Origin of the sequence: Ottowia beijingensis (assembly GCF_013423955.1) — a bacterium.
Classification (GTDB): Bacteria; Pseudomonadota; Gammaproteobacteria; order Burkholderiales; family Burkholderiaceae_C; genus Ottowia; species Ottowia beijingensis.
The window spans coordinates 3,337,237-3,362,343 of record NZ_JACCKX010000001.1 but is presented as its reverse complement, the minus strand read 5'-3'; the positions used below and the strand labels follow the sequence as shown (position 1 = coordinate 3,362,343).

Annotated in this window: 18 protein-coding genes and 10 pseudogenes; 9 read left to right on the top strand and 19 right to left on the bottom strand. The window is 69.1% G+C overall.

Annotated features, from left to right (window positions below; translation table 11 throughout):
* Positions 1-8: 8 nt before the first annotated feature.
* The 5 genes and pseudogenes from H0I39_RS16710 to H0I39_RS16690 form a co-directional block, all read right to left on the bottom strand.
* A pseudogene (locus tag H0I39_RS16710) lies at positions 9-1,667 on the bottom strand (PHP domain-containing protein); the annotation flags it as partial.
* A gap of 88 nt (positions 1,668-1,755) precedes the next feature.
* On the bottom strand, positions 1,756-1,995 hold the full coding sequence (locus H0I39_RS16705) for a hypothetical protein (protein ID WP_180551234.1): 240 nt from the start codon (positions 1,993-1,995) through the stop codon (positions 1,756-1,758).
* Between the two features lie 293 nt (positions 1,996-2,288).
* Positions 2,289-3,611, bottom strand: coding sequence for a DNA polymerase Y subunit UmuC family protein (locus H0I39_RS16700; RefSeq protein WP_180551233.1), 1,323 nt, complete (start codon positions 3,609-3,611; stop codon positions 2,289-2,291).
* Positions 3,580-4,401: a translesion DNA synthesis-associated protein ImuA gene (gene imuA / locus H0I39_RS16695; RefSeq protein ID WP_180551232.1), complete on the bottom strand. Its 822-nt coding sequence runs from the start codon at positions 4,399-4,401 to the stop codon at positions 3,580-3,582. Before imuA ends, H0I39_RS16700 begins: the two co-directional genes overlap by 32 nt.
* Before the next feature lie 100 nt (positions 4,402-4,501).
* Positions 4,502-5,191 carry an ion channel gene (locus H0I39_RS16690; protein ID WP_180551231.1) on the bottom strand — a complete coding sequence of 230 codons (690 nt, stop codon included), beginning with the start codon at positions 5,189-5,191 and terminating at the stop codon, positions 4,502-4,504.
* Positions 5,192-5,243: 52 nt separating this feature from the next.
* On the opposite strand from H0I39_RS16690, the gene H0I39_RS16685 reads away from it, so the two are divergent.
* The 6 genes and pseudogenes from H0I39_RS16685 to H0I39_RS16665 all read left to right on the top strand — a co-directional run bounded on the left by H0I39_RS16685 (position 5,244) and on the right by H0I39_RS16665 (position 9,600).
* Positions 5,244-6,053, top strand: coding sequence for a thymidylate synthase (locus H0I39_RS16685; protein ID WP_180551230.1), 810 nt, complete (start codon positions 5,244-5,246; stop codon positions 6,051-6,053).
* Between the two features lie 73 nt (positions 6,054-6,126).
* Positions 6,127-7,128 carry a thiamine pyrophosphate-dependent dehydrogenase E1 component subunit alpha gene (locus H0I39_RS16680; protein WP_257645853.1) on the top strand — a complete coding sequence of 334 codons (1,002 nt, stop codon included), beginning with the start codon at positions 6,127-6,129 and terminating at the stop codon, positions 7,126-7,128.
* A 154-nt stretch (positions 7,129-7,282) separates the two neighbouring features.
* A pseudogene (locus H0I39_RS16675) lies at positions 7,283-8,242 on the top strand (alpha-ketoacid dehydrogenase subunit beta); the annotation flags it as partial.
* Positions 8,243-8,252: 10 nt separating this feature from the next.
* Positions 8,253-8,761: pseudogene (locus tag H0I39_RS16670) on the top strand (dihydrofolate reductase).
* A gap of 71 nt (positions 8,762-8,832) precedes the next feature.
* Positions 8,833-9,027: pseudogene (locus tag H0I39_RS22590) on the top strand (hypervirulence associated TUDOR domain-containing protein); the annotation flags it as partial.
* Positions 9,028-9,054: 27 nt separating this feature from the next.
* The gene (locus H0I39_RS16665) at positions 9,055-9,600 is read left to right on the top strand and encodes a DUF488 domain-containing protein (RefSeq protein ID WP_257646220.1); all 546 of its coding nucleotides are present in this window, start codon (positions 9,055-9,057) and stop codon (positions 9,598-9,600) included.
* Between the two features lie 103 nt (positions 9,601-9,703).
* On the opposite strand, the pseudogene H0I39_RS16660 reads toward H0I39_RS16665, so the two are convergent.
* From H0I39_RS16660 to H0I39_RS22580, 6 genes and pseudogenes are all read right to left on the bottom strand, one after another.
* Positions 9,704-10,748: pseudogene (locus H0I39_RS16660) on the bottom strand (NAD(P)-dependent alcohol dehydrogenase).
* Positions 10,749-10,777: 29 nt separating this feature from the next.
* Entirely contained in the window at positions 10,778-11,119 is a 342-nt protein-coding gene (locus H0I39_RS16655; RefSeq protein ID WP_180551852.1) for a cyclophilin-like fold protein, read from the bottom strand.
* Between the two features lie 101 nt (positions 11,120-11,220).
* A pseudogene (locus H0I39_RS16650) lies at positions 11,221-11,825 on the bottom strand (DapH/DapD/GlmU-related protein).
* Positions 11,822-12,478, bottom strand: coding sequence for an alpha/beta hydrolase (locus tag H0I39_RS16645; protein ID WP_257645851.1), 657 nt, complete (start codon positions 12,476-12,478; stop codon positions 11,822-11,824). The pseudogene H0I39_RS16650 and the gene H0I39_RS16645 overlap by 4 nt, the downstream one beginning before the upstream one ends.
* On the bottom strand, positions 12,436-12,681 hold the full coding sequence (locus tag H0I39_RS22585; RefSeq protein ID WP_257645850.1) for an alpha/beta hydrolase: 246 nt from the start codon (positions 12,679-12,681) through the stop codon (positions 12,436-12,438). The genes H0I39_RS16645 and H0I39_RS22585 overlap by 43 nt, the downstream gene beginning before the upstream one ends.
* 39 nt (positions 12,682-12,720) lie before the next feature.
* Positions 12,721-12,948: a hypothetical protein gene (locus tag H0I39_RS22580; protein ID WP_257645849.1), complete on the bottom strand. Its 228-nt coding sequence runs from the start codon at positions 12,946-12,948 to the stop codon at positions 12,721-12,723.
* Between the two features lie 122 nt (positions 12,949-13,070).
* On the opposite strand from H0I39_RS22580, the gene H0I39_RS16640 reads away from it, so the two are divergent.
* From H0I39_RS16640 to xth, 3 genes and pseudogenes are all read left to right on the top strand, one after another.
* A complete protein-coding gene (locus tag H0I39_RS16640) occupies positions 13,071-13,976 on the top strand; it encodes a LysR family transcriptional regulator (RefSeq protein ID WP_180551228.1) in 906 nt (301 codons plus the stop codon).
* 139 nt (positions 13,977-14,115) lie between these two features.
* Positions 14,116-14,562 (top strand): helix-turn-helix domain-containing protein, encoded by a 447-nt coding sequence (locus H0I39_RS16635; RefSeq protein ID WP_180551227.1) that lies wholly within the window; start codon positions 14,116-14,118, stop codon positions 14,560-14,562.
* A gap of 1 nt (position 14,563) precedes the next feature.
* Positions 14,564-15,342 (top strand): annotated as a pseudogene (gene xth / locus H0I39_RS16630) (exodeoxyribonuclease III).
* Positions 15,343-15,359: 17 nt separating this feature from the next.
* On the opposite strand, the gene H0I39_RS16625 reads toward xth, so the two are convergent.
* The 8 genes and pseudogenes from H0I39_RS16625 to H0I39_RS16590 form a co-directional block, all read right to left on the bottom strand.
* Entirely contained in the window at positions 15,360-15,956 is a 597-nt protein-coding gene (locus H0I39_RS16625; protein WP_180551226.1) for a GAF domain-containing protein, read from the bottom strand.
* 276 nt (positions 15,957-16,232) lie between these two features.
* Positions 16,233-17,777, bottom strand: coding sequence for a nitrogen regulation protein NR(I) (gene ntrC / locus H0I39_RS16620; RefSeq protein ID WP_180551225.1), 1,545 nt, complete (start codon positions 17,775-17,777; stop codon positions 16,233-16,235).
* 152 nt (positions 17,778-17,929) lie between these two features.
* Positions 17,930-19,003: a nitrogen regulation protein NR(II) gene (gene glnL, locus H0I39_RS16615; protein WP_257645848.1), complete on the bottom strand. Its 1,074-nt coding sequence runs from the start codon at positions 19,001-19,003 to the stop codon at positions 17,930-17,932.
* Positions 19,004-19,165: 162 nt separating this feature from the next.
* Positions 19,166-19,696, bottom strand: a complete 531-nt coding sequence (locus tag H0I39_RS16610; protein WP_180551223.1) for a hypothetical protein — start codon at positions 19,694-19,696, stop codon at positions 19,166-19,168.
* Between the two features lie 162 nt (positions 19,697-19,858).
* Positions 19,859-21,249 (bottom strand): annotated as a pseudogene (glnA, locus tag H0I39_RS16605) (type I glutamate--ammonia ligase).
* A 241-nt stretch (positions 21,250-21,490) separates the two neighbouring features.
* Positions 21,491-22,335 (bottom strand): annotated as a pseudogene (locus H0I39_RS16600) (competence/damage-inducible protein A).
* A 285-nt stretch (positions 22,336-22,620) separates the two neighbouring features.
* A pseudogene (locus H0I39_RS16595) lies at positions 22,621-23,148 on the bottom strand (EI24 domain-containing protein); the annotation flags it as partial.
* A 138-nt stretch (positions 23,149-23,286) separates the two neighbouring features.
* A complete protein-coding gene (locus H0I39_RS16590; RefSeq protein WP_180551222.1) occupies positions 23,287-24,990 on the bottom strand; it encodes an AMP-binding protein in 1,704 nt (567 codons plus the stop codon).
* Between the last annotated feature and the right edge of the window lie 117 nt (positions 24,991-25,107).

Genomic DNA, 25,107 nt, shown 5'->3' with positions numbered 1-25,107 from the left:
TCGCCTTCCATGGCCGCGTTTTCCAGCGGCACCAGGCGGTGCAAGGGCGTTTCGGTCAGCACGAAGCCGCCGACGTGCTGGCTCAGGTGGCGCGGCGCGCCGCGCAGCTGCTCGGTCAGTTGCAGCCACAGGCTGGCCAGCGCGGGCGTGATGGCGGCGCCGACCGTGGCCGCCAGATCGCCCAGGCGGTGCGCGGCCAGGCCGTCGTCGAACCAGTGGTGATCCTTGGCGAAGGCGTCGATCAGCCGCTCGTCCACGCCCAGCGCGCGGCCCACGTCGCGCAGGGCGCTGCGCCTTCTGTAGCAGATGACCGTGGCGCTCAAAGCGGCGCGGCTGCGGCCGTATTTGCGGTAGATGTACTGGATGACTTGTTCGCGCCGCTCGTGCTCGAAATCGACGTCGATGTCGGGCGGCTCGTTCTGGCGCGCCTTGCTGATGAAGCGCTCCAGCAGCGGGTTGGATTTTTCGGGGTCGGCGGCGGTGATGCCCAGGCAATAGCAGACGACCGAATTGGCCGCCGAGCCGCGCCCCTGGCACAGGATGCCCTGCCCTCTTGCCCAGCGCACGATGTCGTGCACGGTGAGGAAGAACATCTCGTACCGGCATTCCTCGATCAGGGCGAGTTCCTTGTCGATGAAGCCTTGAATGCGCGGCGGCACGCCTTTGGGAAAGCGCCAGGCGGCGCCTTCGCGGGTCAGTTGCGCCAGGGTTTCGGTCGGCGTCAGGCCCTCGATGACCGCCTCTTCCGGATAGTTGTATTGGATTTCGTCCAGCTCGAACGCGCAGCGCGCGGCCACCGCCAGCGTGGCGGCCAACAGGTCGGGCGGGTACACCGCCGCCAGCCGCTCGCGCGGGCGCAGGTGGCGCTCGGCGTTGGCTTGCAGCGCGAAACCGCAGGCGTGCACCGGTTGGCCGACGCGGATGGCGGTCATCACGTCGTGCAGGCGTTTGCGCGCGCGCACGTGCATGTGCACGTCGCCGGCCGCCGCCAGCGGCCAGCCGGTGGCGGCGGACAGCGCGCGCAGCTGCGCCAGCCAAAGGGCATCGTCGGCGCCACCGTGCAGCTCGGCCAGCAGCGTGATTTTTGAATCAAATGGGCCGCTGACGCTTGTCTGTAAAGCGCAGTCAGCTATTGAATCGATAGCTTTCGACCCCTCCTTCGCCGGCGCCCACAGCAGCGCGCAGCGCCGCAGTGCGGCCAGCGCCTGGGCCAGCGGCGGCAGCGCGTGGTGCCCCTTGGGCGCGGCGCGGCGACAGGCGGTGATGAAGCTGCACAGGTCGCCCCAGCTGTGCAGATCGCGCGCGATCGCCACCAGCGTGCCCTGGCCGTCGAAGCGGAATTCGCTGCCGAAAAGCAGTTGCAGCGGCGCACTCACGCCGGCGGCGCGGCGCGCGGCGCGCACGGCGCTCAGTTCGTCGTCGAACGCATCGCCGGGCTCGGGTGCGCGGGCGCAGACCTTGTGCGCGCTCCAGGCGCGCACCACGCCGGCCACCGAGCACTCGTCGGTGATGGCCAGCGCCGTGTAGCCCAGCGCCCAGGCGCGGCGCACCAGCTCTTCGGGGCTTGAGGCGCCGCGCTGGAAGCTGAAGTGGGTGAGGCAGTGCAGTTCGGCGTAGGGCGGCGGCTCGGTTGCTTCTTTTTCTGTAGCTTGTTGCGCAGTCTGGATGCCGACCAGCGGCTGATTTTTCTTCAAGAACCGGGCGCGATGGCGCCGCGCCCAGTCGGCGCGTTCGGCCAGTTCCTTGTGGCTCGGCTCAGGCATACAGGCCGTGCAGGAACCAGCGCGGTCCGGCGGCGCTCGGCGCCGCCGACGTGGCGCGTTCGCGGTAGACCCACAGCAGTTCGGCCGCCGGGTTCTGGGCGATGTAGTAGTCGCGCGCGGCGACAGGGGCGCCGGGTGCGGCAGGGTCGGGCCACCAGCCGGTTTCGACGCGGCGCGGGCCGGCCAGCAGGCGCAGCGGGCCGTGGTGGCAGGGCTGGCCGCCTTCGGCCACCTCCAGCGGCAGCGGTTCGCGCAGCAGCCAGGTGGGGGCGAGCGCGTCGGGGAGAAGGCTGTGCCACGAGGTTGCGGCTCCTCACCCCGACCCTCTCCCGCCCGGCGGGAGAGGAGTAAGCAGCCCCGGGCGATGCCACCGCTTGCTCCTCGCCCCTTTGGGGAGAGGGCTAGGGTGAGGGCCAGCGGCGCGGCCATGGTCAACGGTGGCGACCCCACCCCAGCCTTCCCCAGCGAGGGAAGGAGGAAAGTTTGCTTCATTTTCAATAGCGAACTGCGCTTTATCAGCAACGATCAGAGGCTGATTTGGTTCAAAAACGGCTGCGCATCTTTAGTTGCTTTCCCCTCACCCCAGCCCTCTGCCGCCGGCGAGAGGGGGCAGTGGGCGCCCGTGCGGCAGCGGATGAGTTTGCGCCCTCGCCCCTTTGGGGAGAGGGCTGGGGTGAGGGGCTGGCGGCGGTGGCATGGCTGACGGGGCTGCCCCCATCCCGGCCTTCCCCAGCGGGGAAGGAGCCATGTCCTTGGGCCGCTTTCCGGATCGCTTCTGCGCCGTGGGACTGGCCGCCGGCGACGGCCGGCCAGCTCGGCCGCCTGCCAGCCCTGCATGCACTCCGGCCGATGATCGGCCTGCAGCACGGGCGCTTGCACGCTGCCGACGCCCAGCCGCGCGCTGACGCGTTCGATGAAGACGTGCAGCGGATCGCCGCTGCGCTGGTCTTCGGGCAGAAAGCTCACCGTGGGCGCGACCCAGGGCGCGGTGTCCAGGCTGCGCAGGCGCAGGCCGTTCGCCGGCGCCAGCAGGCTGACGTGCGCCAGCCGCTCGGCCAGCAGGCGGCGCAGGTGCACCATGGCCTGCCCCGGCTCGGCCGTGCCGATGACGAGCGATTGCGTGGGCGGCAGCGCGCGGCCGTCCAGGCGCTTCAGGTCGAGCGTCCATTCCAGCTCGAACGCCAGCACGCCCAACTGGCGCGCGCGCAGCCACAGCTGTAGCAAAGTGAGCAGGCGGTTGGCCGACCACATCAGCGCCGGGGCGTCGTCCGCGCGCTGGGGCAACTCGAGCCGCTGGTCGAAGCGCTCGGGCAGCGTGAGCCAGGGGTAGCTTTCAGGCGCCAGGCCCCAGGCGATGTCGAGCGCGCGGCGCAACTCGGCGCCGAAGCGCCGCACCATCGGCGCGCGCGGCAAGGCGTGCACATCGCCCCAGGTGCGGCAGCCCAGCCGCGCGAACAGGGGCAGGTGCGGCTGCGCGGCCGTGAGCGTGGCCAGCGGCAACGCGGCGGGCCGGTCGGCAGGCAGCGCCTGCCTGCCCGAGCGCAGGCGCAACAGGGCGATTGCTACCAATCCAGTAGCTTCCTGCGCTTGCTGCACAACGGCTGGCGCCGGATTTGATTCATTAATGCGGCGCATCAGCGCCTTCAGGCCGCCCCACAGCCGCAGGCTGGCCGAGACTTCGAGCAGCAGCGCCTCGTCCACCCAGGCCACGTGCGGCGTGAACTGCAAGGCCCACCAGCCGAGCGCCTCGCGCGTGGGCGCCGCGCCGACGGGCGGCGCCGCAGCCGCGGGCAGGCCATCGCCCGCCACGCTGCCCTCAGGCGGCCACTGCAAGGCGATCCAGTGCATGGCTCTCTTCTTTCTTCGTGTCCAGCGACCGCACCTTCCCGCCGCCCGGCCCGGCCGCGCCCGCTGGCGCGCTGGCGGCCAGCAGCGCGCGCAGCCGTGGCGCCTGCGCCGGCAGCTGCAAGGGCGCATCGAGCGGCGGCCCGCGGCGCTTGAGGATGTCGACGCACAGCGCTGGTGCCAGCGCCTGCCGCGCCGCGTCGGGGTGCCCCGCGCCGTGCACGGGCGCCGCCGCCGGCACGCCCACCCGCAGGCGCAGCCGCGCGCAGGAGCCGGCCGCCCCGGCGGCCTGCGGCCGCAGCACGAACAGCAGGCTGTCGGCACGCAGCGCGGCCGCCGCGTGCAGGCGGCGCAGATCGCCGGCGCGCGCGCGCGGCAGCCAGGCCAGCACGGCGGCCACGTCGGCGCAGCGCAGCGCCTGCTCGCTGGCCCACAGTGGCGCCACCGGCGTTTCGCCGCGCACCCACAGCACGGATGAGGCGGGGAGCCCCGCCGCCGCGAACGCGGGCAGAAACGGCTCGTGCGGCGGATTGACCAGCACCACCGCCCCGCCGCTGGCCTGCTGGCGCGCCACCACGGCCGGCAGCAGCAACGACCACACGGGCGCATCGCGCGCCGGCTGCAGCAATTCGATCAGCGCGCCCAGCGGCCAGCCGCCGCCGGGCAGTTCGGCATCCAGCGCGGCGTGGCCGCTGGCCACCGTGCCCACGGCCGCGCCCGCCAGCTCATCGGCACGCCAGACGCTGGCGCCAAGGGCGGATGGCAGGGACGACAGACAGGACGAGGCAGACATTTCAACCGCATGAAAACAACGCAAATAACTGTTGTTTTATACAGTCTTTGGCCCATCTGTCACCCGCCGCGAGCGAGCCAAAAACAGGAGCAGCCGGCGCTTATCGGTCGCCGCTTGCGCGCCGGGTCACCGTCAAGGCCACCAGCCGAGAGACCACGCCGGCGATGTACATCACGCCCGCCAGCTCCTCCAGCATGACCAGCGCGCGGCCCATGGGCTTGACCGGCGCGATGTCGCTCAAGCCCACGCCGGCCAGCGTGGTGAAGCTGAGAAACAGCAACTCGAACCAGGTGCGCGGTTCGCCCGGTCGCACCGCCGCCGGGAAGGTGCCCGGCACCAGCAGTTGGCAGGCCATGTACAGGTGCGCGAAGGCCCAGGCCAGCACGGTGAAGGTGGCGCCAGCGGCCATCAGCTCGTCGGTGGTGGCGGTGTCGTCCTGCAGAAGGTAGGCGATCAGCGCGCCGGCCGCGTACAGGTAGAACAGCGCCTCCAGCACCGAGATAAGCAGCAGCAGGTGCGTGCCCGGCGACACCCACTGCCACATCCACAGCACCAGCACGCTGGCCGCCAGCCCCATGGCCCAGCTGTTGGCGGCCGGGCTCTGGCGCACCACGCGCAGCGCCATGCCCAGCACCAGCAGCCCGAACAGGCTGAGCACCACCTGCCCCACGCGCCCGGTGCGGCCGTCGTCCAGCAGCGCATACATCACCACCCCCACCAGTTGCACCGCCAGCAGGGCCGACGAGGGGTAGTGGCGCAGGCGCCGCAGCAGGCGAAGGGGCTGGATCATGGCGCGATTGTCGCCAAGGTCTGCTTGCCGGCTTGCGCCACAATCGGCAGCAATGAACCGACCGATCCGCCACCAGTACGAAGATTTCATGCGCCACGTGCACGAGCACGGCGTGGCCAAGGCCGACCGCACCGGCACGGGCACCAAAAGCGTGTTCGGCTACCAGATGCGCTTCGACCTGAGCGAGGGCTTTCCGCTGGTCACCACCAAGAAGGTGCACCTGAAAAGCATCATCTACGAGCTGCTGTGGTTCCTGCGCGGCGACGGCAACGCACGCTGGCTGCAGGAGCGCGGCGTGACCATCTGGGACGAATGGGCCAAGCCCGATGGCGACCTCGGCCCCGTGTACGGCGTGCAGTGGCGATCGTGGCCCAGGGCCGATGGCACGCACATCGACCAGATCGCGCAGGTGGTGAACACGCTCAAGACCAACCCCGATTCGCGCCGCATCATCGTGAGCAGCTGGAACGTGGCCGAACTCGACCAGATGGCGCTGATGCCCTGCCACGCGTTCTTCCAGTTCTACGTGGCAGATGGCAGGCTGAGCTGCCAGCTCTACCAGCGCAGCGCCGATATCTTTCTGGGCGTGCCCTTCAACATCGCCAGCTACGCGCTTCTGACGCACATGCTGGCGCAGCAGTGCGACTTGGCCGTGGGCGATTTCATCTGGACGGGCGGCGACTGCCACATCTACGCCAACCATGAAGAGCAGGTGAAAGAGCAGCTCAGCCGCGCGCCCTTCCCCTACCCCACGCTCACGATCCGCCGTCGCCCGCCGTCGATCTTCGATTACGAATTCGACGATTTCGAGGTGCAGGGCTACCAGCACCACGCGGCCATCAAGGCGCCGGTGGCCGTCTGAGATTTTTCAAGACAAATCGGCCTCCAGCGCTGATTCAGCAAGCGCAACCAGCTATCAATAACGAAGTAACCGAATGACCGATCTGTTATCGCTTTACCGCACCATGGTGCGCATCCGCGCCTTCGAGGACGCGGCCGAAATCGCCAGCCAGGGCGGCGTCGCCGCCTGGGGCAAGCAGGCCTCGGCCACGCCCGCGCTGGTGCGCGGCCCGCTGCACCTGTCCACCGGGCAGGAGGCCGTGGCCGCCGGCGTGTGCGCGCACCTGAAACCCGCCGACCTGCTGACCAGCACGCACCGCGGCCACGGCCACACGCTGGCCAAGGGCGCCGACCCGACGAAGATGATGTGCGAACTGTTCGGCCGCGCCACCGGCTACAACGGCGGCAAGGGCGGCTCGATGCACATTGCCGACTTCTCCGTCGGCATGCTGGGCGCCAACGGCGTGGTGGCGGCCGGCCTGCCGATTGCCGTGGGCGCGGCGCAGGGCCTGAAGATCCGCGGGCAGGACGCCATCGCCGTGTGCTTCTTCGGCGACGGCGCCATCAACCGCGGGCCCTTCATGGAGGCGCTGAACTGGGCCGTGGTCTACCACCTGCCCGTGCTCTTCGTGTGCGAGGACAACCGCATCAGCGCCACCACCGCCAGCGCGCCCATGACCGCCGGCCCCGGCGCCAGCGCACGCGCGGCGTCGATGGGCATTGCCGCCGTGCAGGTCGACGGCACCGACGTGCAGGCCGTGAGCCAGGCCGCGGGCGAGCTGATCCGCGAGATCCGCACCGGCAGCGGCCCGCGCCTGCTGCACGCGCTGACGGACCGGCACAAAGGCCACGTCTCGGTCGACCCCGGCACCTACCGCGACCCGAAGGACGTGCAGGCCGCCCTGGCGCGCGACGGCATCGCCCGCACGCGCGCGCAACTCGTCGCGCAGGGCCACACAGCGCAGGTCGAGCAGATCGAGCGCGAGGCGCAAACCGAGATCGACGCCGCCGTGGCCACTGCCACGGCCGCCCCGCTGCCCGACAAGGCGCAGGCGTACACCGACATCCAGACCACCGGCGAAGGAGTGTGGGCATGAATATCTCCAGGCTCCCCTGAGTCGCCTTCGGCGCCTTCCCCTGAGGGGGACGCACCCGACGACCGGGAAACCCCGGCCGTGGGTGCCCGCGCATGGCCTGCTCCGCGGCCGTTGGGCTCGTCGGATTTTGTGCAACCTGGACCGTATGAACCCCATGAAACTTGAGATGACTTACGCCCAGGCCGCCGCGCTCGCGCTGTCGCAGGCCATGGAAGCCGACCCGCACGTCATCGCCCTGGGCGAAGACCTGGGAAGAGGCGGCGTGTTCGGCCAGTACCGCGATGAAGCCGGTGCGCCGCTGGTGCAGCGCTTCGGTGCCGATCGCATCATCGACACGCCGATTTCAGAAAGCACCATCGTCGGCGCCGCCGTGGGCATGGCGCTGGCCGGCTGCAAGCCAGTGGTGGAACTGCGCGTGGTCGACTTCGCGCTGTGCGCCATCGACGAAGTCGTCAACCAGGCTGCCAAGAACCGCTACATGTTCGGCGGCCAGGGCCGCGTGCCCATGGTGATGCGCATGCCCATCGGCATCTGGTCATCGTCCGCCGCGCAGCACAGCCAGTCGCTGGAGGCGTGGTTCGCGCACATTCCGGGGCTGGTCGTCGTCACGCCTTCCACACCCGCCGACAACCACGGCCTGCTGCTGGCCGCGCTGGCCTCGGGCGACCCGGTCGTCTACATGGAGCACAAGGAACTGTGGGCCACGCCCGGCCCCGTGACGCCCGGCGAAGTCGTGCCGCTGGGCAAGGCGCGCGTGGCGCGCGAAGGCAGCGACGTGACTATCGTCAGCTGGTCGCGGCAGATGCAGTCCTGCCTGGACGCCGCCGAGCAGCTGGCCACGCAAGGCGTGCAGGCCGAGGTGATCGACCTGCGCACCATCTGGCCGTGGGACAAGGCCGCCGTGCTGGCCAGCGTGGCCAAGACGGGCCGCCTGCTGGTGGCGCACGAGGCCATCCGCGTGGCCGGCTTCGGCGCCGAGATCGCGGCCACGGTGGCCGAGGAGACCGGCGCCAAAGTCGCCCGGCTGGGCGCGCCGCGCATCCCCGTCGGCTACGCGCCCACGCTGGAGGCCGAGGCGCGCGTCAGCGCCGCACAGGTCGCGGCCGCCGCGCAAAGCTCGCCGCATGACACGCCCCCGCATCGGCCTCATCTGGGCGCAGGCGCGCAATCGCGTCATCGGCAAGGATGGCGTCATGCCCTGGCATCTGCCAGAAGACTTGGCCCACTTCAAGCGCACCACGCTGAGCCACCCGGTCATCATGGGGCGCAGGACCTGGGACTCGATCCCGCCCAGGTTCCGCCCCTGCCCGGCCGCACCAACATCGTCGTCACGCGGCAGAAAGATTGGCAAGAAAACGGCGCCCAACGCGTACCCAGCCTGCGCGAGGCGCTACAACAATGTGAGAATTCCGAACAGGTCTGGGTCATCGGCGGCGCGCAAATCTACGCCCAGGCCCTGCCCCTGGCCGATGAACTGGTGGTGACCGAAATCGACGCCGAGGTCGACGGCGACGCCTTCGCCCCCGCCATCGGCCCCGAATGGCACGAGGTCGCGCGCGAAGAGATCGCCGCCGCCAACGGCCAGCCCCTGGCCTTCGTCACCTGGCGCAGAAGCGGTCGCACCGGCGATTGACCCTTCACCCGTGTCGGGCGCGCAGGCCGCCCACAATGGCCTTTCACGCCATTCGACACAAGGAGTGCGTCATGGCCAAAGCGTCATTCAAGGTTGGCGACCACGTGCGCTGGAACTCCGAAGCCGGCCACGTGAGCGGGCACATCACCAAGGTGCACCAGCAGGACTTCGACTGGAAGGGCTACACGCACCACGCCAGCGCCGACGACCCGCAGTACGAAATCAAGAGCGACAAGACCGATCACGTCGCGGTGCACAAGGGGCGGCGCTGCACCACGTCGCCCAGTAGCGCCATGCCGGCGCGCCTGCCCTACTTCACCATCGGCCATTCCACACTGTCCGTCGACGAACTGGCCGCGCGCCTGAAGGCGGCCAAGGTCACGCGCCTGATCGACGTGCGCACCATTCCACGCTCGCGCACCAACCCGCAGTTCAACCAGGACGTGCTGCCCGCTGCGCTGGCGCCGCACGGCATCGCCTACGAAGCCATGGCCAGCCTGGGCGGGCGCCGCAGCCTGCAGCGCAACGTGGCGCCGGAGGTGAACGGCTTCTGGGACCACCGCAGCTTTCACAACTACGCCGACTACGCGCTGCAACCCGCCTTTCGCGAAGGCCTGGCCGAACTGCGCACCAAAGGCCAGCGCGAGCACTGCGCCGTCATGTGTTCCGAAGCCGTCTGGTGGCGCTGCCACCGCCGCATCATCGCCGACCACCTGCTGGCAGCGGGCGAGGACGTGCGGCACATCATGGAGGGCCGGATCGAGGCAGCGCACCTGACGGCCGGCGCGCAAATCGGTGCCGACGGTCAGATCAGCTACCCCGGGCCATCGGGCGCCTGAAGAACCCTGCGCCGACCATCTTGAACAGGCCGTGGGCAGTTCCTGTCATTGAACGCTCGGAAGAGAACTCAGCGCGCCGCGGATCGACGGGCGCAGCGCTGGCCTATGCCAGTGTTCGGGTATCGATGACGAAGCGGTATTTCACGTCGCCCCGGATCATGCGCTCGTAGGCGTCGTTGATCTGGTCGGCGCGGATCATCTCGATGTCGGCCACGATGCCGTGCTGCGCGCAGAAGTCCAGCATTTCCTGCGTTTCCGGGATGCCGCCGATCATCGAGCCGGCCAGGCTGCGGCGCTTGGTGATCAGGTTGAACACGCCGGGCGATGGGTGCGGCGTGGCCGGGGCGCCGACCAGCGTCATCACGCCGTCGCGTTTGAGCAGCGCGAAGAACGGGTCGAGGTCGTGCGGCGCCGCGACGGTGTTGAGGATGAAGTCCAGGCTCTGCGCATGCGCGGCCATTTCATCAACATGGCGCGAGACGACCACCTCGTCGGCGCCCAGCGCCCGCGCCGCCGCGCGCTTGATTCGGACGTGGTGAAGGCCACCACCCGCGCGCCCATGGCCTTCGCGAGCTTGATGCCCATGTGCCCCAGCCCGCCGATGCCGACCACGCCCACCTGGTGACCCGGGCCGACCTTCCAATGGCGCAGCGGCGAATAGGTGGTGATGCCCGCGCACAGCAGCGGCGCCACGGCCGCAAGGTCGCTTTCAGCATGGCGCACGCGCAGCACATAGCGTTCGTGCACCACGATCTTCTGCGAGTAGCCGCCCAGCGTGTGGCCCGGCGCGTCGGGCGTGGGGCCGTTGTAGGTGCCGACCATGTGGTCGCAGTAGTTCTCCAGCCCGTCGTGGCAGTCGGCGCAGGTCTTGCACGAATCGACGATGCAGCCGACGCCGACCAGATCGCCCACCTGGAAGCCGAGCACGCCCGGCCCGACGGCCGAGACGCGCCCCACGATTTCGTGCCCCGGCACGCACGGGTACAGGGTGCCGGCCCATTCCGAGCGCACCTGATGGATGTCGGAATGGCACACGCCGCAAAAGGCGATGTCGATCTGCACGTCGTGCGCCCCGGGGTGCGGCGCGTGATGTCGAGCGGCTGCAGTGGCGCTTGCCCGGCATGGGCACCATAGGCCTTGACGTTCATCATGATGGGTCTTTCGTGTGGAAGGTGGATCAGGGTGCGGTGAAGCGGACACGCGCCTGCACCGGCCCCAGCGCCTGGGCCAGCCCGCCGGGCTGCTGCACCCGGCCAATGCGGGTATAGCGGTAGCTGGAGGACAAGTCCTCGTAGAACACGACCAGCGTGTCGTCGCCGTAGAGCAGCACGTCGCCGGCGCGGATGGTGCCGATGCGACTGGCGTTGGCGGGCAAGGCACGCGGCAGGCGGGCGTGCTTCTCGTTGCCGTTCAGCTCCGCCATGTCGAGCGAGAGCGGCAGCAGCGCACCCAGGGCGCGCGCGGCGGGGTTGTCTTCGAGCGCGACGGCATAGCGCTGCTCACCGATGGTCATCCACATGCTTCGCTCCTGTGTGGCGCGCGCGGGCGGGCCGAGCAGCAGCCCCACGCCAGCCGCCAGCGCACGGCGCCGGGTGATCTTGGGCTGGGCTGTTGTCGTATTCATGTTGCTGCGTGCATCGCGGCGGGCGGGTCTTCTCCGGGCTCGATCCAGCGGATGAAGCGGGCCGGCACACCGCCCACGATGGCGTTGGGGGCACGTCTTTCGTCACCACCGCGTTGGCGGCCACCACGGCATTTTCGCCAATCGTCACGCCCGGCATCACCGACACCGCCGCGCCCAGCCAGGCGCCGCGTTCGATGACGATGGGTGCGCAATAGGTGGCGCGGCGCCTGGCCGGATCCAGCGGATGGTTGATGGTGACCAGGTTGACCTTGGGCCCGATCAGCACGTCGTAGCCGATCGTGATGCCGCCGCGGTCCATGAATTCGCAGGCGTGGTTGACGAACACGTTGCGGCCGACGCGGATGTTCTTGCCGAAGTCGGTGTAGAACGGCTGCATCAACCAGAACGACGCATCGACCGGCACGCCCGTCAGGCGCTCGAACAGCGCCCGCATGTCTGCGGGGCTGCGGTAGCCGGTGTTCATCTCGGCGACGATCTGCTGCGCCTCGGTGATCAGGGCGGCGATCTTCGCGTAGTCGGGGTCGGTGATGGCGATCACCTCGCCGGCCCGCTCGCGCTCGAAGATGTCGCGCGCGTTCATGCCAGGCTCTGCTTGAAGAAGGTGTCCAGTCGGTCGAACGGAATCCTGGCCAGGTTGTCGTACAGATCCACGTGGTCGGCGTCCGGCACCACCAGCAACTCCTTCGGCCCGGTGGCGGCTTGGTACACATCGTCGGAGTAGTAGCGCGAGTGCGCCTTGTCGCCCGTCACCAGCAGGATCGGGCGCGGCGCGATCATGTCGATGTGGGCCGCCAGCGGAAAGCCGAAGAAGGCCATGGGCGTGGTCGCCGTCCAGGCGGTGGTGGAGTTGATCGAGCGCGGGTGAAAGCCGCGCCGGGTGCGGTAGTAATTGAAGAAAGCGGTGAGCACCGGGTCGGCTTCGGGCGGCAGCTTCTCCGGCAGCACGCGCGTGCCCTTAACGATGCGGCCTTGTTCATCGAAAGGCACTTCGTGCAGGCCCAGCGCGGGCTGGCCGCTCTCGGCATCGGCCCAGCGCTGCTGGCTCAGGTAGTCGATGACCTGCTGGCGCTGGGCGCGCGTGTAGCTATCCTGGTGCGCACGGCTCATGCTGCGCGACATGTCGTACATGGCCGAGGTGGCCACGGCCTTGATGCGCGAATCGGCCGACGCGGCCGTCAGCGCCATGCCGCTCAGGCCGCAGATGCCGATGGCGCCGATGCGGGTGCGGTCCACCCCGGCAGCAGGCCGATGGCATCGACGGCGGCGCTGAAGTCCTCGGTGAAGATGTCGGGCGAGGCCACGTTGCGCACCACGCCGCCGCTTTCGCCCGTGAAGGACGGGTCGAACGCCAGCGTGACGAAACCGCGTTCGGCCAGCGTCTGTGCGTACAGCCCGGCCACCTGCTCCTTGACCGCGCCGAACGGGCCGCTGATCACCAGCGCCGGGCGCTTGCTGCCCGCCGCGCCCTTGGGCTGTTAGAGGTCGGCAGCGACGGTGATGCCGTAGCGGTTGCCGAACGTGATCTTGCGGTGATCGACGCGGGAGCTTTTCGGGAAGACTTTGTCCCAGTGCCGGGTCATGGTGCGCGCTCCTGCAGAGTGGGTCTGGGCGCCCGCGGACGTGGCCTGCAGCGCCGTCGCGGCGGCGGCGGTGAACGAGGCGGCGCCTTGCAGGGCGCGGCGGCGGGACATGGTGGGGGTCATGGGTGAACTCCTGTCGTGCGGCGCCCGAAGGGCCGATGGGAGGAATTCTGGGCGCGCGGCGAAGCCCTGACTAGATGATGAATGCTTATTCAGCTTATTAGTTTTTCTTGATAATCAACGCCATGGCACGCCGCAACCTCAATGACCTGCTGGCCTTCGTGACCGTGGCGCGCGAGGGCAGCTTCACGCGCGCCGCCGCCGCACTGGGCGTCACCCAATCGGCGCTCAGCCAGGCCGTGCGCGGGCTGGAGGAGCGCCTGCAGATTCGCCTGCTGACGCGCACCACGCGCAGCGTGGCACCCACGGTGGCGGGCGAGCGGCTGGCCAAGGCCATCGGCCACCGCTTCGACGAGATCGAAGCCGAACTCGACGCACTCACCGAATTGCGCGACAAGCCCGCCGGCCTGGTGCGCATCACCGCCGGCGAGGGGCCGCTGAACTCGATCCTGCTGCCCAAACTGCTGCCGCTGGTGCGCGAATATCCGGACATCACGCTGGAACTGGACATGCACTACGGCTTTCGTGACATCGTGGCCGATCGCTTCGACGCCGGCGTGCGCATGGGGCAAACCATCGACAAGGACATGATCGCCGTGCCTATCGGCCCGCCGCTGCGCATGGCGGTGGTCGGCTCGCCGGCCTACTTTGCCGAACACGGCAAGCCGCGCGCGCCGCAGGATCTGACGGTGCACCGCTGCATCAATCAGCGCATGGTCAGCTCGGGCGGGTTGTACGTGTGGGATTTCGCACGCCGCGGCCAACGGGTGAACGTGCGGGTCGACGGGCCGCTGATCTTCAACACCACGCCACCGCAGATTGACGCCGCGCTGGCGGGCCTGGGCCTGACGCTGCTGCCTGAGGACGAGCTGTCGCCGCACCTTCAGGATGGCAGCCTGGTGCGCGTGCTGCAGGACTGGTGCCCGCCATTCGACGGCTACCACCTCTACTACCCCAGCCGCCGCCAGCCTTCGCCGGCGTTCAGCCTGGTGGTGGAGGCGCTGCGCTGGCGCGAGGCGGCACGTTCATGACGCGCGTGTAGTCATTGCCAGAAACTTGCCCGATCGACGTCAGAAGACGGTGAGCGCGGGTGTTCGCCGCACCCAGGCCGTGCGGCCACGCAGGCGCGACTTCGGCCTGGGGTGATGGCTCAGCGTACGATCGACCCCCATGAATCCACTCGCCAACGCCCTCAAATCCGAGATCGCCCGGGTCGCGCGCAAGGAACTCAAGGATGAGTTGCTCGCCCTGCGAAAGGTCACCACCACCCATCGTTCCGAAATTGCCGCGCTCAAGCGCGAAGTCAAGGCCTTGCGCGCGCAGCTCAAGACCCATGAGAAGGCCATCGGCCAACTGCCGGCGGCAGCGCCCGCTGCCGAGGCGCCTTCGGGGCGCCAGCTGCGCTTCAGCGCCGAGGGCTTCGCGGCCCAGCGGGCGCGGCTGGGGCTGTCGCAGGTGCAGATGGCGCAATTGCTAGGCGCGTCCGCGCTGTCGGTCTACAAGTGGGAATCCGGCAAGGCGCATCCGCGCGCCGCGCAGCTCGAGCGCATCGCCTCCATTCGCCAATTGGGCAAGCGCGAGGCCCTCGCGCGCCTCACGGCCGGGCAAGGTGGCTGAGATGCGCATCACCACCTGGAACGTCAACTCCCTCACCGCCCGCCTGCAGCACGTGCTGGACTGGCTGGCCGCCAACCCGGTCGACGTGCTGGCGCTGCAGGAACTGAAGATGACGGACGACAAGTTTCCGCTCGGATGCTGCGCGAGATCGGCTACGAATCCGCCGTGTTCGGGCAGAAGACATACAACGGCGTGGCCCTGCTGTCGCGCACGCCGGTGGCCGACGTGGGACGCAACATTGTCGGTTTCAGCGACGAGAACTCACGCGTGATTGCCGGCACCGTGGATGCGCCGGGCGGGCCGCTGCGCATCGTCAACGGCTATTTCGTCAACGGCCAAGCGCCGGGCACCGACAAGTTCGACTACAAGATGAGCTGGCTGCGCGGCCTGCGTGACTGGCTGCGCGAGGAGCTGGCGGCGCACCCGCGCCTGGTGCTGCTGGGCGACTTCAACATCGCGCCGGAAGACCGCGACAGCTACGACCCGGTGGGGCTGGCCGAGACGATCCACCACACGACTGAGGAGCGGGAGCACTTCAAGGCGCTGCTCGGCCTGGGCCTCACCGATGCCTTCCGCCTGTTCGAGCAGCCGGAGAAGAGCTATTCGTGGTGGGACTACCGCATGCTCGGCTACCAGAAGAACCGCGGCCTGCGCATCGACCACATCCTGGTCAGCGAACCGCTGGTGCCGCTGGTCAGCGCCTGCAGCATCGACCGCACGCCGCGCAAGTGGCCCAAGCCGAGCGACCACGCGCCGGTGACGGTGGAACTACTGGGCTGAAGGCGCCGCGGCGCCGCTCAGGCCGCACGCGGCGACAGCGCCAGCGCCTGGGCCTCGTCCGCCGGGGCGCGCAACAGCAGCAGCCGCATGACAGCTTCGGCCAGGTTGCACAGCGTCTGGTTCTGCGCCGGGGTCAGCGTGCGTGGCTTGGTGTCGAGCACGCACACGGTGCCCATGACCAGACCTTGCGGGGTCACCAGCGGCGCGCCAGCGTAGAAGCGCAGGCCCGGCTCGCCGAGGACCATGGGGTGCATGGCGACGCGCGGATCGTTCAGCGCGTCCTGGATCACCGTCATGTGGTAGGGCGAATGCAACGCGTGCTGGCAGAACGACAGCTCCAGCGGCATGAAGGCGACCTCCAGGCCAAAGCTGCCCTGCAGCCATTGCGTGTGGTCGTCCAGCAGCGTGACGGCGGCAATGGGCGCATCGCACACCTGCGCCGCCATGCGGGCGATCAGCTGGAACAGGTCGTCGCCCTGGTGGTGCAGGGCATCGAGGCGGGCCAGCTCCAGCGTGCGCAGCCATCCTGCGACGTCGGTCTCCACCACCGGCGGGCGTGCAGGCGCCACCACCTGGGTGGGCACGGGCGGCAGCGCCAGGGGCAGCTTGACCACGGCCGCGGCGCCCAGTCGAATCACGGGCGCCGATGCGCGCTCGGCAGGCCGAGATGCGGCGGGCGGGTTGGCTGGGCTCCGGTTTCCGAACAGGAGCCGCAGGGCTGAAACAGGCATGGCGGATGCGAAAAAGTACTGTCGTGCTCTTTGGTTCGAATCCCATTGTGCCCTGCATCCAGACGGCGACCGGCAGGGCCCATCTGGCTGGCGTGAACTATTCCACCGTTTGCGCGGGGCCGCACCACCGCCTGCCCGGCAGGATGCCTCCGGCCGAATTCACGCCGGCTCGTCGTCGAGGCCCAGTTCCTGGATCTTGCGCGTGATGGTGTTGCGGCCGATGCCGAGCCTTTGCGCCGCCTCGATGCGCCGGCCGCGGGTGGTGACCAGCGCGGCTTCGATGAGCTGGGTTTCGACCTGGTGCATCAGCTGGTCCCACACGCCGGGCTGGCCGCTGGCCAGCAGGCGCATGGCCTCGGCCCGCAGGCCTTGCGGCCAGCCGTCCGGCGCGGCGGGCGGAACGGGTGCCGGCAAGGCGCCCGTGTCGAGCGGCTCGACCGGCGCCTGAGATATCGCAGCAAAATCAGCCTCCATCGTCATGGATACGGCGCTGGCAGCTATGGTTTCGATAGTTTCCAGTGCCCTGTCGGCCACGGGAAGCTGCGCGGCGCCCAGCACCTCGGGCGGCAGATCCTTGAACTCGATGACCTGCGCCGGGGCCATCACCGTCAGCCAGTGGCAGATGTTCTCCAACTGGCGCACGTTGCCCGGAAAGTCGAACCCCGCCAGCCGCGCCAGCGCCGCGTCGGCAAAGCGCTTGGGCTCCACGCCCAGCTGTCGCGCGCTCTGCTGCAGAAAATGCCGCGCCAGCGCGGGCACGTCGGCACGCCGCTCGCGCAGCGGCGGCAGGCGCAGGCGAATCACGTTCAGGCGGTGGAACAGGTCTTCGCGGAAGCTGCCGTCCTTCACCCGCTGCTCCAGGTTCTGGTGCGTGGCGGCGATCACGCGCGCGTTGGTCTTCACGGCGCTGTGGCCGCCGACGCGGTAGAACTGGCCGTCGGACAGCACGCGCAGCAGCCGCGTCTGCAGATCGAACGGCATGTCGCCGATCTCGTCGAGGAACAGCGTGCCGCCGTCGGCCTGCTCGAAGCGGCCGCGCCGCATGGTCTGCGCGCCGGTGAAGGCGCCGCGCTCGTGGCCGAACAGCTCGCTCTCCAGCAAATCCTTGGGAATCGCCGCCGTGTTGATGGCCACGAACGGCCCGCCGGCGCGCGGCGAATGCTTGTGCAGCGCGCGCGCCACCAGCTCCTTGCCGCTGCCCGATTCGCCGGTGATCAGCACCGTGACGTTGCTCTGCGACAGCCGGCCGATGGCGCGGAACACGTCCTGCATGGCCGGGGCCTGGCCCAGCATCTCGGGCGCCACAGTCTGCTGCTCGGCGGCGACCTCCTCGCGCTGGCTCTCGGCCACGGCGCGGTGGATCAGCTCGACCGCCTTGGGGATGTCGAACGGCTTGGGCAGGTATTCGAAGGCGCCGCCCTGGAAGGCCGACACGGCGCTGTCGAGGTCGGAGAAGGCCGTCATGATGATCACCGGCAGGCCCGGCAGGCGCTGCTTCACCTGGCCCAGCAGGTCGAGCCCGCTGCCGCCCGGCATGCGGATGTCGCTGACCAGCACCTGCGGCGGTTCGGCCTCGTCCTCCAGCGCGTTCAGCACCTCGCGCGGGTTGGTGAACGAGCGCGTGGCCAGCGATTCGCGCGACAGCGCCTTCTCCAGCACGAAGCGGATGGACTGGTCATCGTCCACGATCCAGATGGGTTTCATCAGTGTTCCCGGTTGTTCATTGCCGCACGGCTTGCTGCATCAAAATCATAGCTGCTTGCGCTTGCTGTAGGCCGATTTCAGATTCATTTGGCTTGAAATCATTGTCTGGCAAGCGCAAGCCACTATCAATTTCGAACCACCCTGCCCCGCGCTCAAGGCAGCGGGATCAGGATACGGAAGTCCGTTCGTCCGGGCCGGCTGTCCAGTTCGATCACGCCGTGGTGCTGCTGCACGAAGGTCTGCGCCAGGGTCAGCCCCAGGCCGCTGCCACCCTCGCGGCCCGACACCAGGGGGTCGAACACGCGGTCCTTGATCGCCTCCGGCACGCCGGGCCCGTTGTCGATGACATGCAAGTCCAGTGCCAGGCGGCAGCGCTGCTTGCCGATGGTGATCTGCCGCGCCACGCGCGTGCGCAGCACGATCTCGGCGTCGCCCTGCGCGATGCGCTGGCCCAGCGCCTGCGCGGCGTTGTGCACGATGTTGAGCAGCGCCTGGATGAGTTGCTCGCGGTCGCCGCGGAAGTCGGGAATCGAGATGTCGTAGTCGCGCCGCACCGCCAGCCCGCGCGGGAACTCGGCGGCGATCAGCGCGCGCACGCGCTCGCACACCTCGTGGATGTTCACGTCGCCCACCACCTGCGGGCGGCGGTGCGGCGCCAGCAGGCGGTCCACCAGCTGCTGCAGGCGGTCGGCCTCGCGGATGATGACCTGCGTGTATTCGCGCAGCTCGCGGCTGTCGATCTCCATCTCCAGCAGCTGCGCGGCGCCGCGGATGCCGCCCAGCGGGTTCTTGATCTCGTGCGCCAGGTTGCGGAACAGCTCCTTGTGCGCGCGCGCCTGGTTGGCGGCGCGCTCCTCGCGCTCCTGGCGCGCCTGCTGCTCCAGCGGCACCAGCTCGACGATCAGCTCGCCCTTGGCTTCGGTCTGCGCCACGATGGCGTGCACCGGCCACGGCTCGCCACCCAGGCGGCGCAGCTGGGCCTCGTAGCGCAGCGCCGCAAACTGGTTGCCGTGCGCGCCCTCCAGCGCGTGCTGAAACGCGGCCGCGTCGGCAAAGTAATGCGTCAGCGCCGTGCCCTCGATGCTGCGCGACGGCAGGCCCACGGCGTCTTCGAGCGCGGCGTTGGCAAAGCGCACCACGCCGCCCGCGTCCACCACGGCCACGGGGGTGACCAGCAGATCGAGCGCCTGAAGGCGGGTGCGGGAAGATCGGTGGGCGGCGGGCATGGTGTGATAACCAATGCAAGCGGCGTGCCCGTCCGTGGGCCGTCGCTGCGCCATTTATACCAAATCAGGCCCCAGCGCTTGTGCAGCAAGCGCCAGCAGCTATCAATATCGAAGCATTCTGCGCAGGGTGGCCGCCGCGGCTCCGGCGGCCGCGCGGCGCGCTCAGCGCAGCCGCGACAGCTCGCGCTTCAGGCCGTCGATGTCGCTCTGGTTGCGGGCGATCGAGGCCTTCATCTCGGCCACGCGGTCCAGGTACTTCTGGTAGTTGCGCGCCTCGCCGCCGATCTTGTCGGGCTCGCCGTTGTTGTATTCCTTCACCAGCTCGGCCTGCTTGGCCTCGGCGCGGCGCAGTTCCTGCTCGAGGATGGCCTTGGCGTCGGAATCGCGCGCACGCTGCTCGGGCGTGTCAATGCGCGGGGCCGACGGCGGCGCGCTGGCCGTGCGCGGCGCCGCCGCGGCGCTGCGCGTGACGGGCGTTGGCGCCGGTGCGGCCGGCGCTGCTGCGGGCGCGGTGCCGCGCACCACGGTCACGTTGCCGCCTTCGACGAGCTTGCAGTCGCTGCGGCCCTTGATCTGGTTGGTGTATTCGTTGCCGCAGCGGTAGATGCGGTCCTGGGCCGACGCGGGCGCCGCCGCGCCCGCCAGCAAGCCGGCGGCCAGGCAGAGACAGGAAGTCAGCAGGAGAGGTTTCATGTCGGTGGTGTTCACGCGGCGGCCGGGGCCGGCACGCGTCTTAAAGCATTAAGTATCGAGCAAATAGACCCGCTTGACCACGCCATGTTCCCGCCCCACAAGGAAAAAGGGCGACCAAAGTCGCCCTTTTCGCCCGATTCGACTGCAATCGTTGTGATCAGATCACAGCGAGTAGTACATGTCGTATTCGGCCGGGTTGACCTGCACGCGGATGCGGTTGACCTCGGTCATCTTCAGCTCGATGAAGGCGTCGATCCAGTTGTCGGTGAACACGCCGCCCTTGGTCAGGAAGGCGCGGTCCTTGTCCAGCTCTTCCAGCGCCTGGTCGAGGCTGTGGCACACGGTGGGCACCAGCTTGTCCTCTTCGGGCGGCAGGTGGTACAGGTCCTTGGTGGCGGCCTCGCCGGGATGGATCTTGTTCTCGATGCCATCCAGGCCGGCCATCAGCAGCGCCGAGAAGCACAGGTAGGGGTTGGCCATCGGATCGGGGAAGCGCGCCTCGATGCGGCGTGCCTTGTCGCTGGCCACGTGCGGGATGCGGATCGAGGCCGAGCGGTTGCGGCTGGAGTAGGCCAGCTTCACCGGCGCCTCGAAGTGCGGCACCAGGCGCTTGTAGCTGTTGGTGGTGGGGTTGGTGATGGCGTTCAGCGCGCGGGCGTGCTTGATGATGCCGCCGATGTAGTACAGCGCCGTGTCCGACAGGCCCGCGTAGCCCTTGCCCGCGAACAGGTTCTTGCCGCCCTTCCAGATCGACTGGTGCACGTGCATGCCGCTGCCGTTGTCGCCGTGGTAGGGCTTGGGCATGAAGGTGGCCGTCTTGCCGTAGCTGTCGGCCACGTTCCACACCACATACTTCAGGCGCTGCGTCCAGTCGGCGCGTTCCACCAGCGTCGAGAACTTGGTGCCGATCTCCATCTGGCCGGCGCCCGCCACCTCGTGGTGGAACACCTCGACCGGCACGCCCAGTGCTTCGAGGATCAGCACCATCTCGGCGCGCATGTCGTGCGTGCTGTCGACCGGGGCCACGGGAAGTAGCCGCCCTTGGTGGTCGGCCGGTGGCCGCGGTTGCCGCCTTCCAGCTTGGCGCCGGTGTTCCAGGGCGCCTCGTATTCCTCGATCTGGTAGAAGCTGTGGCCGGGCTCGGTGCTCCAGCGCACGCCGTCGAAGACGAAGAACTCGGGCTCGGGGCCGAAGTAGGCGGTGTCGCCGATGCCGCTGGCCTTGAGATACGCCTCGGCGCGCTTGGCCAGCGAGCGCGGATCGCGCTCATAGGCCTTGCCGTCGCCCGGCTCCAGCACGTCGCAGGTCAGCACCAGCGTGGGCTCTTCGTAGAACGGGTCGATGTAGGCCGTGCCGGGGTCGGGCATCAGCAGCATGTCGGAGGCCTCGATGCCCTTCCAGCCGGCGATCGACGAGCCGTCGAAGGCGTGGCCTTCGCTGAACTTGTCCTCGTCGAAGTGCGACGCCGGCACGCTCACGTGCTGCTCCTTGCCACGGGTGTCGGTGAAGCGGAAATCGACGAACTTGCACTCGTTTTCCTTGACGAGTTTCATGACGTCGGCGACGGACTTGGCCATCAGGTTCTCCTAAGCGGGGTGGGTGGTTTGAAAGGGTAACGGCGTGGGAAATGCAGCTTCCATGCCAACGCTGCGGCGCCCCGCAACGGCCGGCCACGGTCGTCATGCACGCGATTTTGCCTGTTCCTGAGCACGCTGCCGGCGCACGGCCGCGAATCTGCCGGGCACGCGCACCCCATCTTGGTGCATTCGTGCGGCATGCACCAAACACGGGAACTCAAGGACGCACCAGTTCGGGGCCATAGCGCAGCTGGTAGGGCAGCAGCCAGGCGCGCAGGTTGGCATAGGCCGCCGGCACCGCCTCGGCGGCGCCTTTCACGCCCAGCTCGATGTGTCGGCCGTGCTGCGGGTGGTCGACGCTGGGCAGGCTGAACACCTTCACGCCGGGGTGCTCGGCCTCGACGCGTTCCATCACCGGCGACAGCTCGGCCTCCGCGCCGCCGAAGATGATGACCGAGCGCTCTTGCCAAGCGCGCTGGCGAAAGCAATGCGACCAATGCGTGTCCAGCGCCCATTCGATCATCGGCCAGGCCATGACTGGAAAGCCCGGTACGCAATAAATAGCACCCCCGCAGGCCCCGCAACGCTGAAACCCGGGATCTGGTTGTAAGGGTTGGGCACGATGCCCGCCCCTTCGGGGAACACGCCCATGTTCAGCCGGTGCAGGTTGTCGGCGCGCTCGGGTTCCCACGGCACACCCTCCTGCTCGGCCACGGCCTGCAGTCGCTGCAGGATCAGGCGCTTCGCCTCGGGGTGCAGCGCCAGCGGCACGCCCAGCGCGGCGGCGGCGCACTGGCGCGTGTGGTCGTCGGGCGTGGCGCCGATGCCGCCGGTGCAGAACACCACGTCGCCCGAGGCGAGCGCGTGCCGCAGCGTCGCCGTGATGCGCGCCGGCTCGTCACCCACGTACTGCGCCCAGGCCAGCGGCAGGCCGCGTGCGCCCAGCAGCTCGATCACATTGGCCAGGTGCTTGTCGGCGCGCTTGCCGGAGAGGATTTCGTCGCCGACGATGATGAGGCCGAACGACGGCACACGGGAGGATTCAGCTTGAACGGTTTGCATCGCGCCAGGGAACATCGGTGATGGAAGTGCGGGCATCGGCCGGTGGCAGCGCCCCGCGGGTGGCGGTGCGGGCGGCGGCACCGGCTGCACGGCGCGCAGCTGCACCAGCGCATCCAAGCAGTAATGCGCGAACCACAGCGACGAGAACACGAACACGAAGGTGTAGATCCAGATCGCCAGCGGCACCAGCACCACGAACAGCGCCGCAAACAACACGCCCGAGGCCCACACGATGCCGGGCGCCGCGCCCATGTAGCCGGTGGCAATGCCCATGGCCAGCAGGGGCCAGCGGTGGGCCTTGAAGACGGCCGCGCGCTCGGCGCTGCTGGCGTAGTCGGCCAAGGCATCGAAGCTCATCACGCGGTAGGTCAGCCAGCCCCAGATCAGCGGCGGCAACAGCAGCACCAGCGGCGGAATCAGCCACAGCGGCAGGCTCACAATCAGCGCCACCACCGCCACCAGCAGCGAGCCGGCCGACCAGCCGATGGACGCCGCCAGCGACGCCCCGCCCTGCCGCCGCAGCGCCGGAAAGCGCCGCTCGGCCACTATGCGCGCCAGCGTCGGCGTCATCAGCGTCGACACCAGCACCAGCGAGGTCAGCACGATCACCGGCGTGGCCAGCGCCACCAATGCGAACGGCGCCAGCAGCGCCGCCAGCCCACCCGGCCAGCCCACCTGCAGGCGGTCATCCAGCCAGCCGACCACCGACCAACTGGCCAGCGCCGCGCGCATCCATTCGACCGCGCCGCTCCAGAAGAAATAGCCCAGCCCCAGCGCCACGACAGTCATCACCGCCAGCGGCAGCAATGTCATGCCGATCACGCGCGGCAGCAGCGCGTGGCCGAGCGCGCGGACGAAGGCGTCGAGGACGCGTTGGATCATGAACGGAGCATAGCGCGGCGGCTCCTGCGGCTGACCAGCCCCTGCGGGATGCGCCGGTGCGCTGGCCCATCAGCCTTTCAGCGCCGGAAAGTCCTCTTCGAAGTACTCGAACTCCCCGCCCGGCGTGGCCTCGCTGCGCTCATGCTCTGCCCTGCGCATCTGCACGCGGCGGATCTTGCCGCTGATGGTCTTGGGCAGTTCGGTGACGAACTGGATGCGCCGCACGCGCTTGTAGGGCGCCAGGCGCTCGCGCGAGAAGGCCAAGATGGCCTCAGCCAGTTCGGCGCTGGGGTGCTCGCCCGGCATCAGGGTGACGAAGGCCTTGGGCACGGCCAGACGCACCGGGTCGGGGCTGGGCACGATGGCGACTTCGGTCACCGCCGGGTGCTCGATCAGGCAGCTTTCCAGCTCGAACGGGCTGATGCGGTAGTCGCTGGCCTTGAACACGTCGTCGGCGCGGCCGACGAAGGTGATGTAGCCGTCGGCGTCGCGCGTGGCGGTGTCGCCGGTGCGGTAGCAGCCGTTGCGCATCACTTCCGCGGTCTTCTCGGGGCTGTCCTCGTAGGCCTCCATCAGGCCCAGCGGGCGCACCGCCAGGTTCAGCGACACCTCGCCCTCGTCGGACGGATGTTCGTCGATGTCGAGCAGCACCACCTCGTAGCCGGGAAGCGGGCGCCCCATGCTGCCGGGCTTGACGGGCTGGCCGGGCGGGTTGCCGATCTGCGCCGTGGTCTCGGTCTGGCCGAAGCCGTCGCGCAGGGTCAGGCCCCAGGCGTTCTGCAACTGGTCAATGATCTCGGGGTTGAGCGGCTCGCCAGCGCCGATCACCTCGCGCAGTGCCAGCCTGCTGCGCCAGGGCGCCAGGTCTTCCTGGATCAGCATGCGCCACACGGTGGGCGGCGCGCACAGGCTGGTGACCTTGTACTTCTGCAGCACGCCCAGCAGCGCCGCGGCCGAGAAGCGCGCGTAGTTGAAGATGAAGATGGTGGCGCCCGCGTTCCAGGGCGCGAAGAAGCAGCTCCACGCATGCTTGGCCCAGCCGGGCGAGCTGATGTTGAGGTGCACGTCGCCCGGCTGCAGGCCGATCCAGTACATGGTGCTGAGGTGACCCACCGGGTAGCTCTGGTGCGTGTGCAGCACCAGCTTGGGCTTGCTGGTTGTGCCGCTGGTGAAATACAGCAGCAGCGGGTCGGTGGCCTGCGTCGGGCCATCGGGTGCAAAGGTGGCGGGCACGCTGCCGCTGTCGTCGAAGCTCAGCCAGCCTGCCACCGACGCGCCGACGGCAATGCGGGTGTAGCTGCCGGGCAGCGCGGCAAACTTGGCGGCGTGCTCGCTGGCCACCACCACGTGGCGCACGTTGCCGCGCTCCAGCCGGTCCTGCAGATCGTCGGGCGTGAGCAGCATGGTGGCCGGGATCATCACCGCGCCGAGCTTGATGCAGGCCAGCATCAGCTCCCACAGCGCCAGCTCGTTGCCCAGCATCAGCAGCACGCGGTCGCCGCGGCGCACGCCCTGGGTACGCAGCCAGTTGGCGACCTGGTCGGAGCGTTCGCTGAGTTGCGCAAAGCTGCGCTTCACCTCGCTGCCGTCCTCGCCCACGATGTGCAGGGCCGTGGGTTCGTTGCCGCGCGCCATGGGGTCGAAGTAGTCGAGCGCCCAGTTGAACGGGCCCAGCTGCGGCCAGCGGAAGTCGCGGTAGGCGGTGGCGTAGTCGGTGCGGTGCTGCAGCAGGAAGTCGCGCGCCGCGATGAAGGCGCTGGCTTGGTCGGCCATGGCGGTGTCTCCGGTGTCGTTGTCAGGCGATGCGCCCTGCCGCACACTGCCACAGGGCTGCCGGATCATCTTAGCCGAGCCGCCACGCACCTTGCCGGCAGCAAGATGCCAGCACCC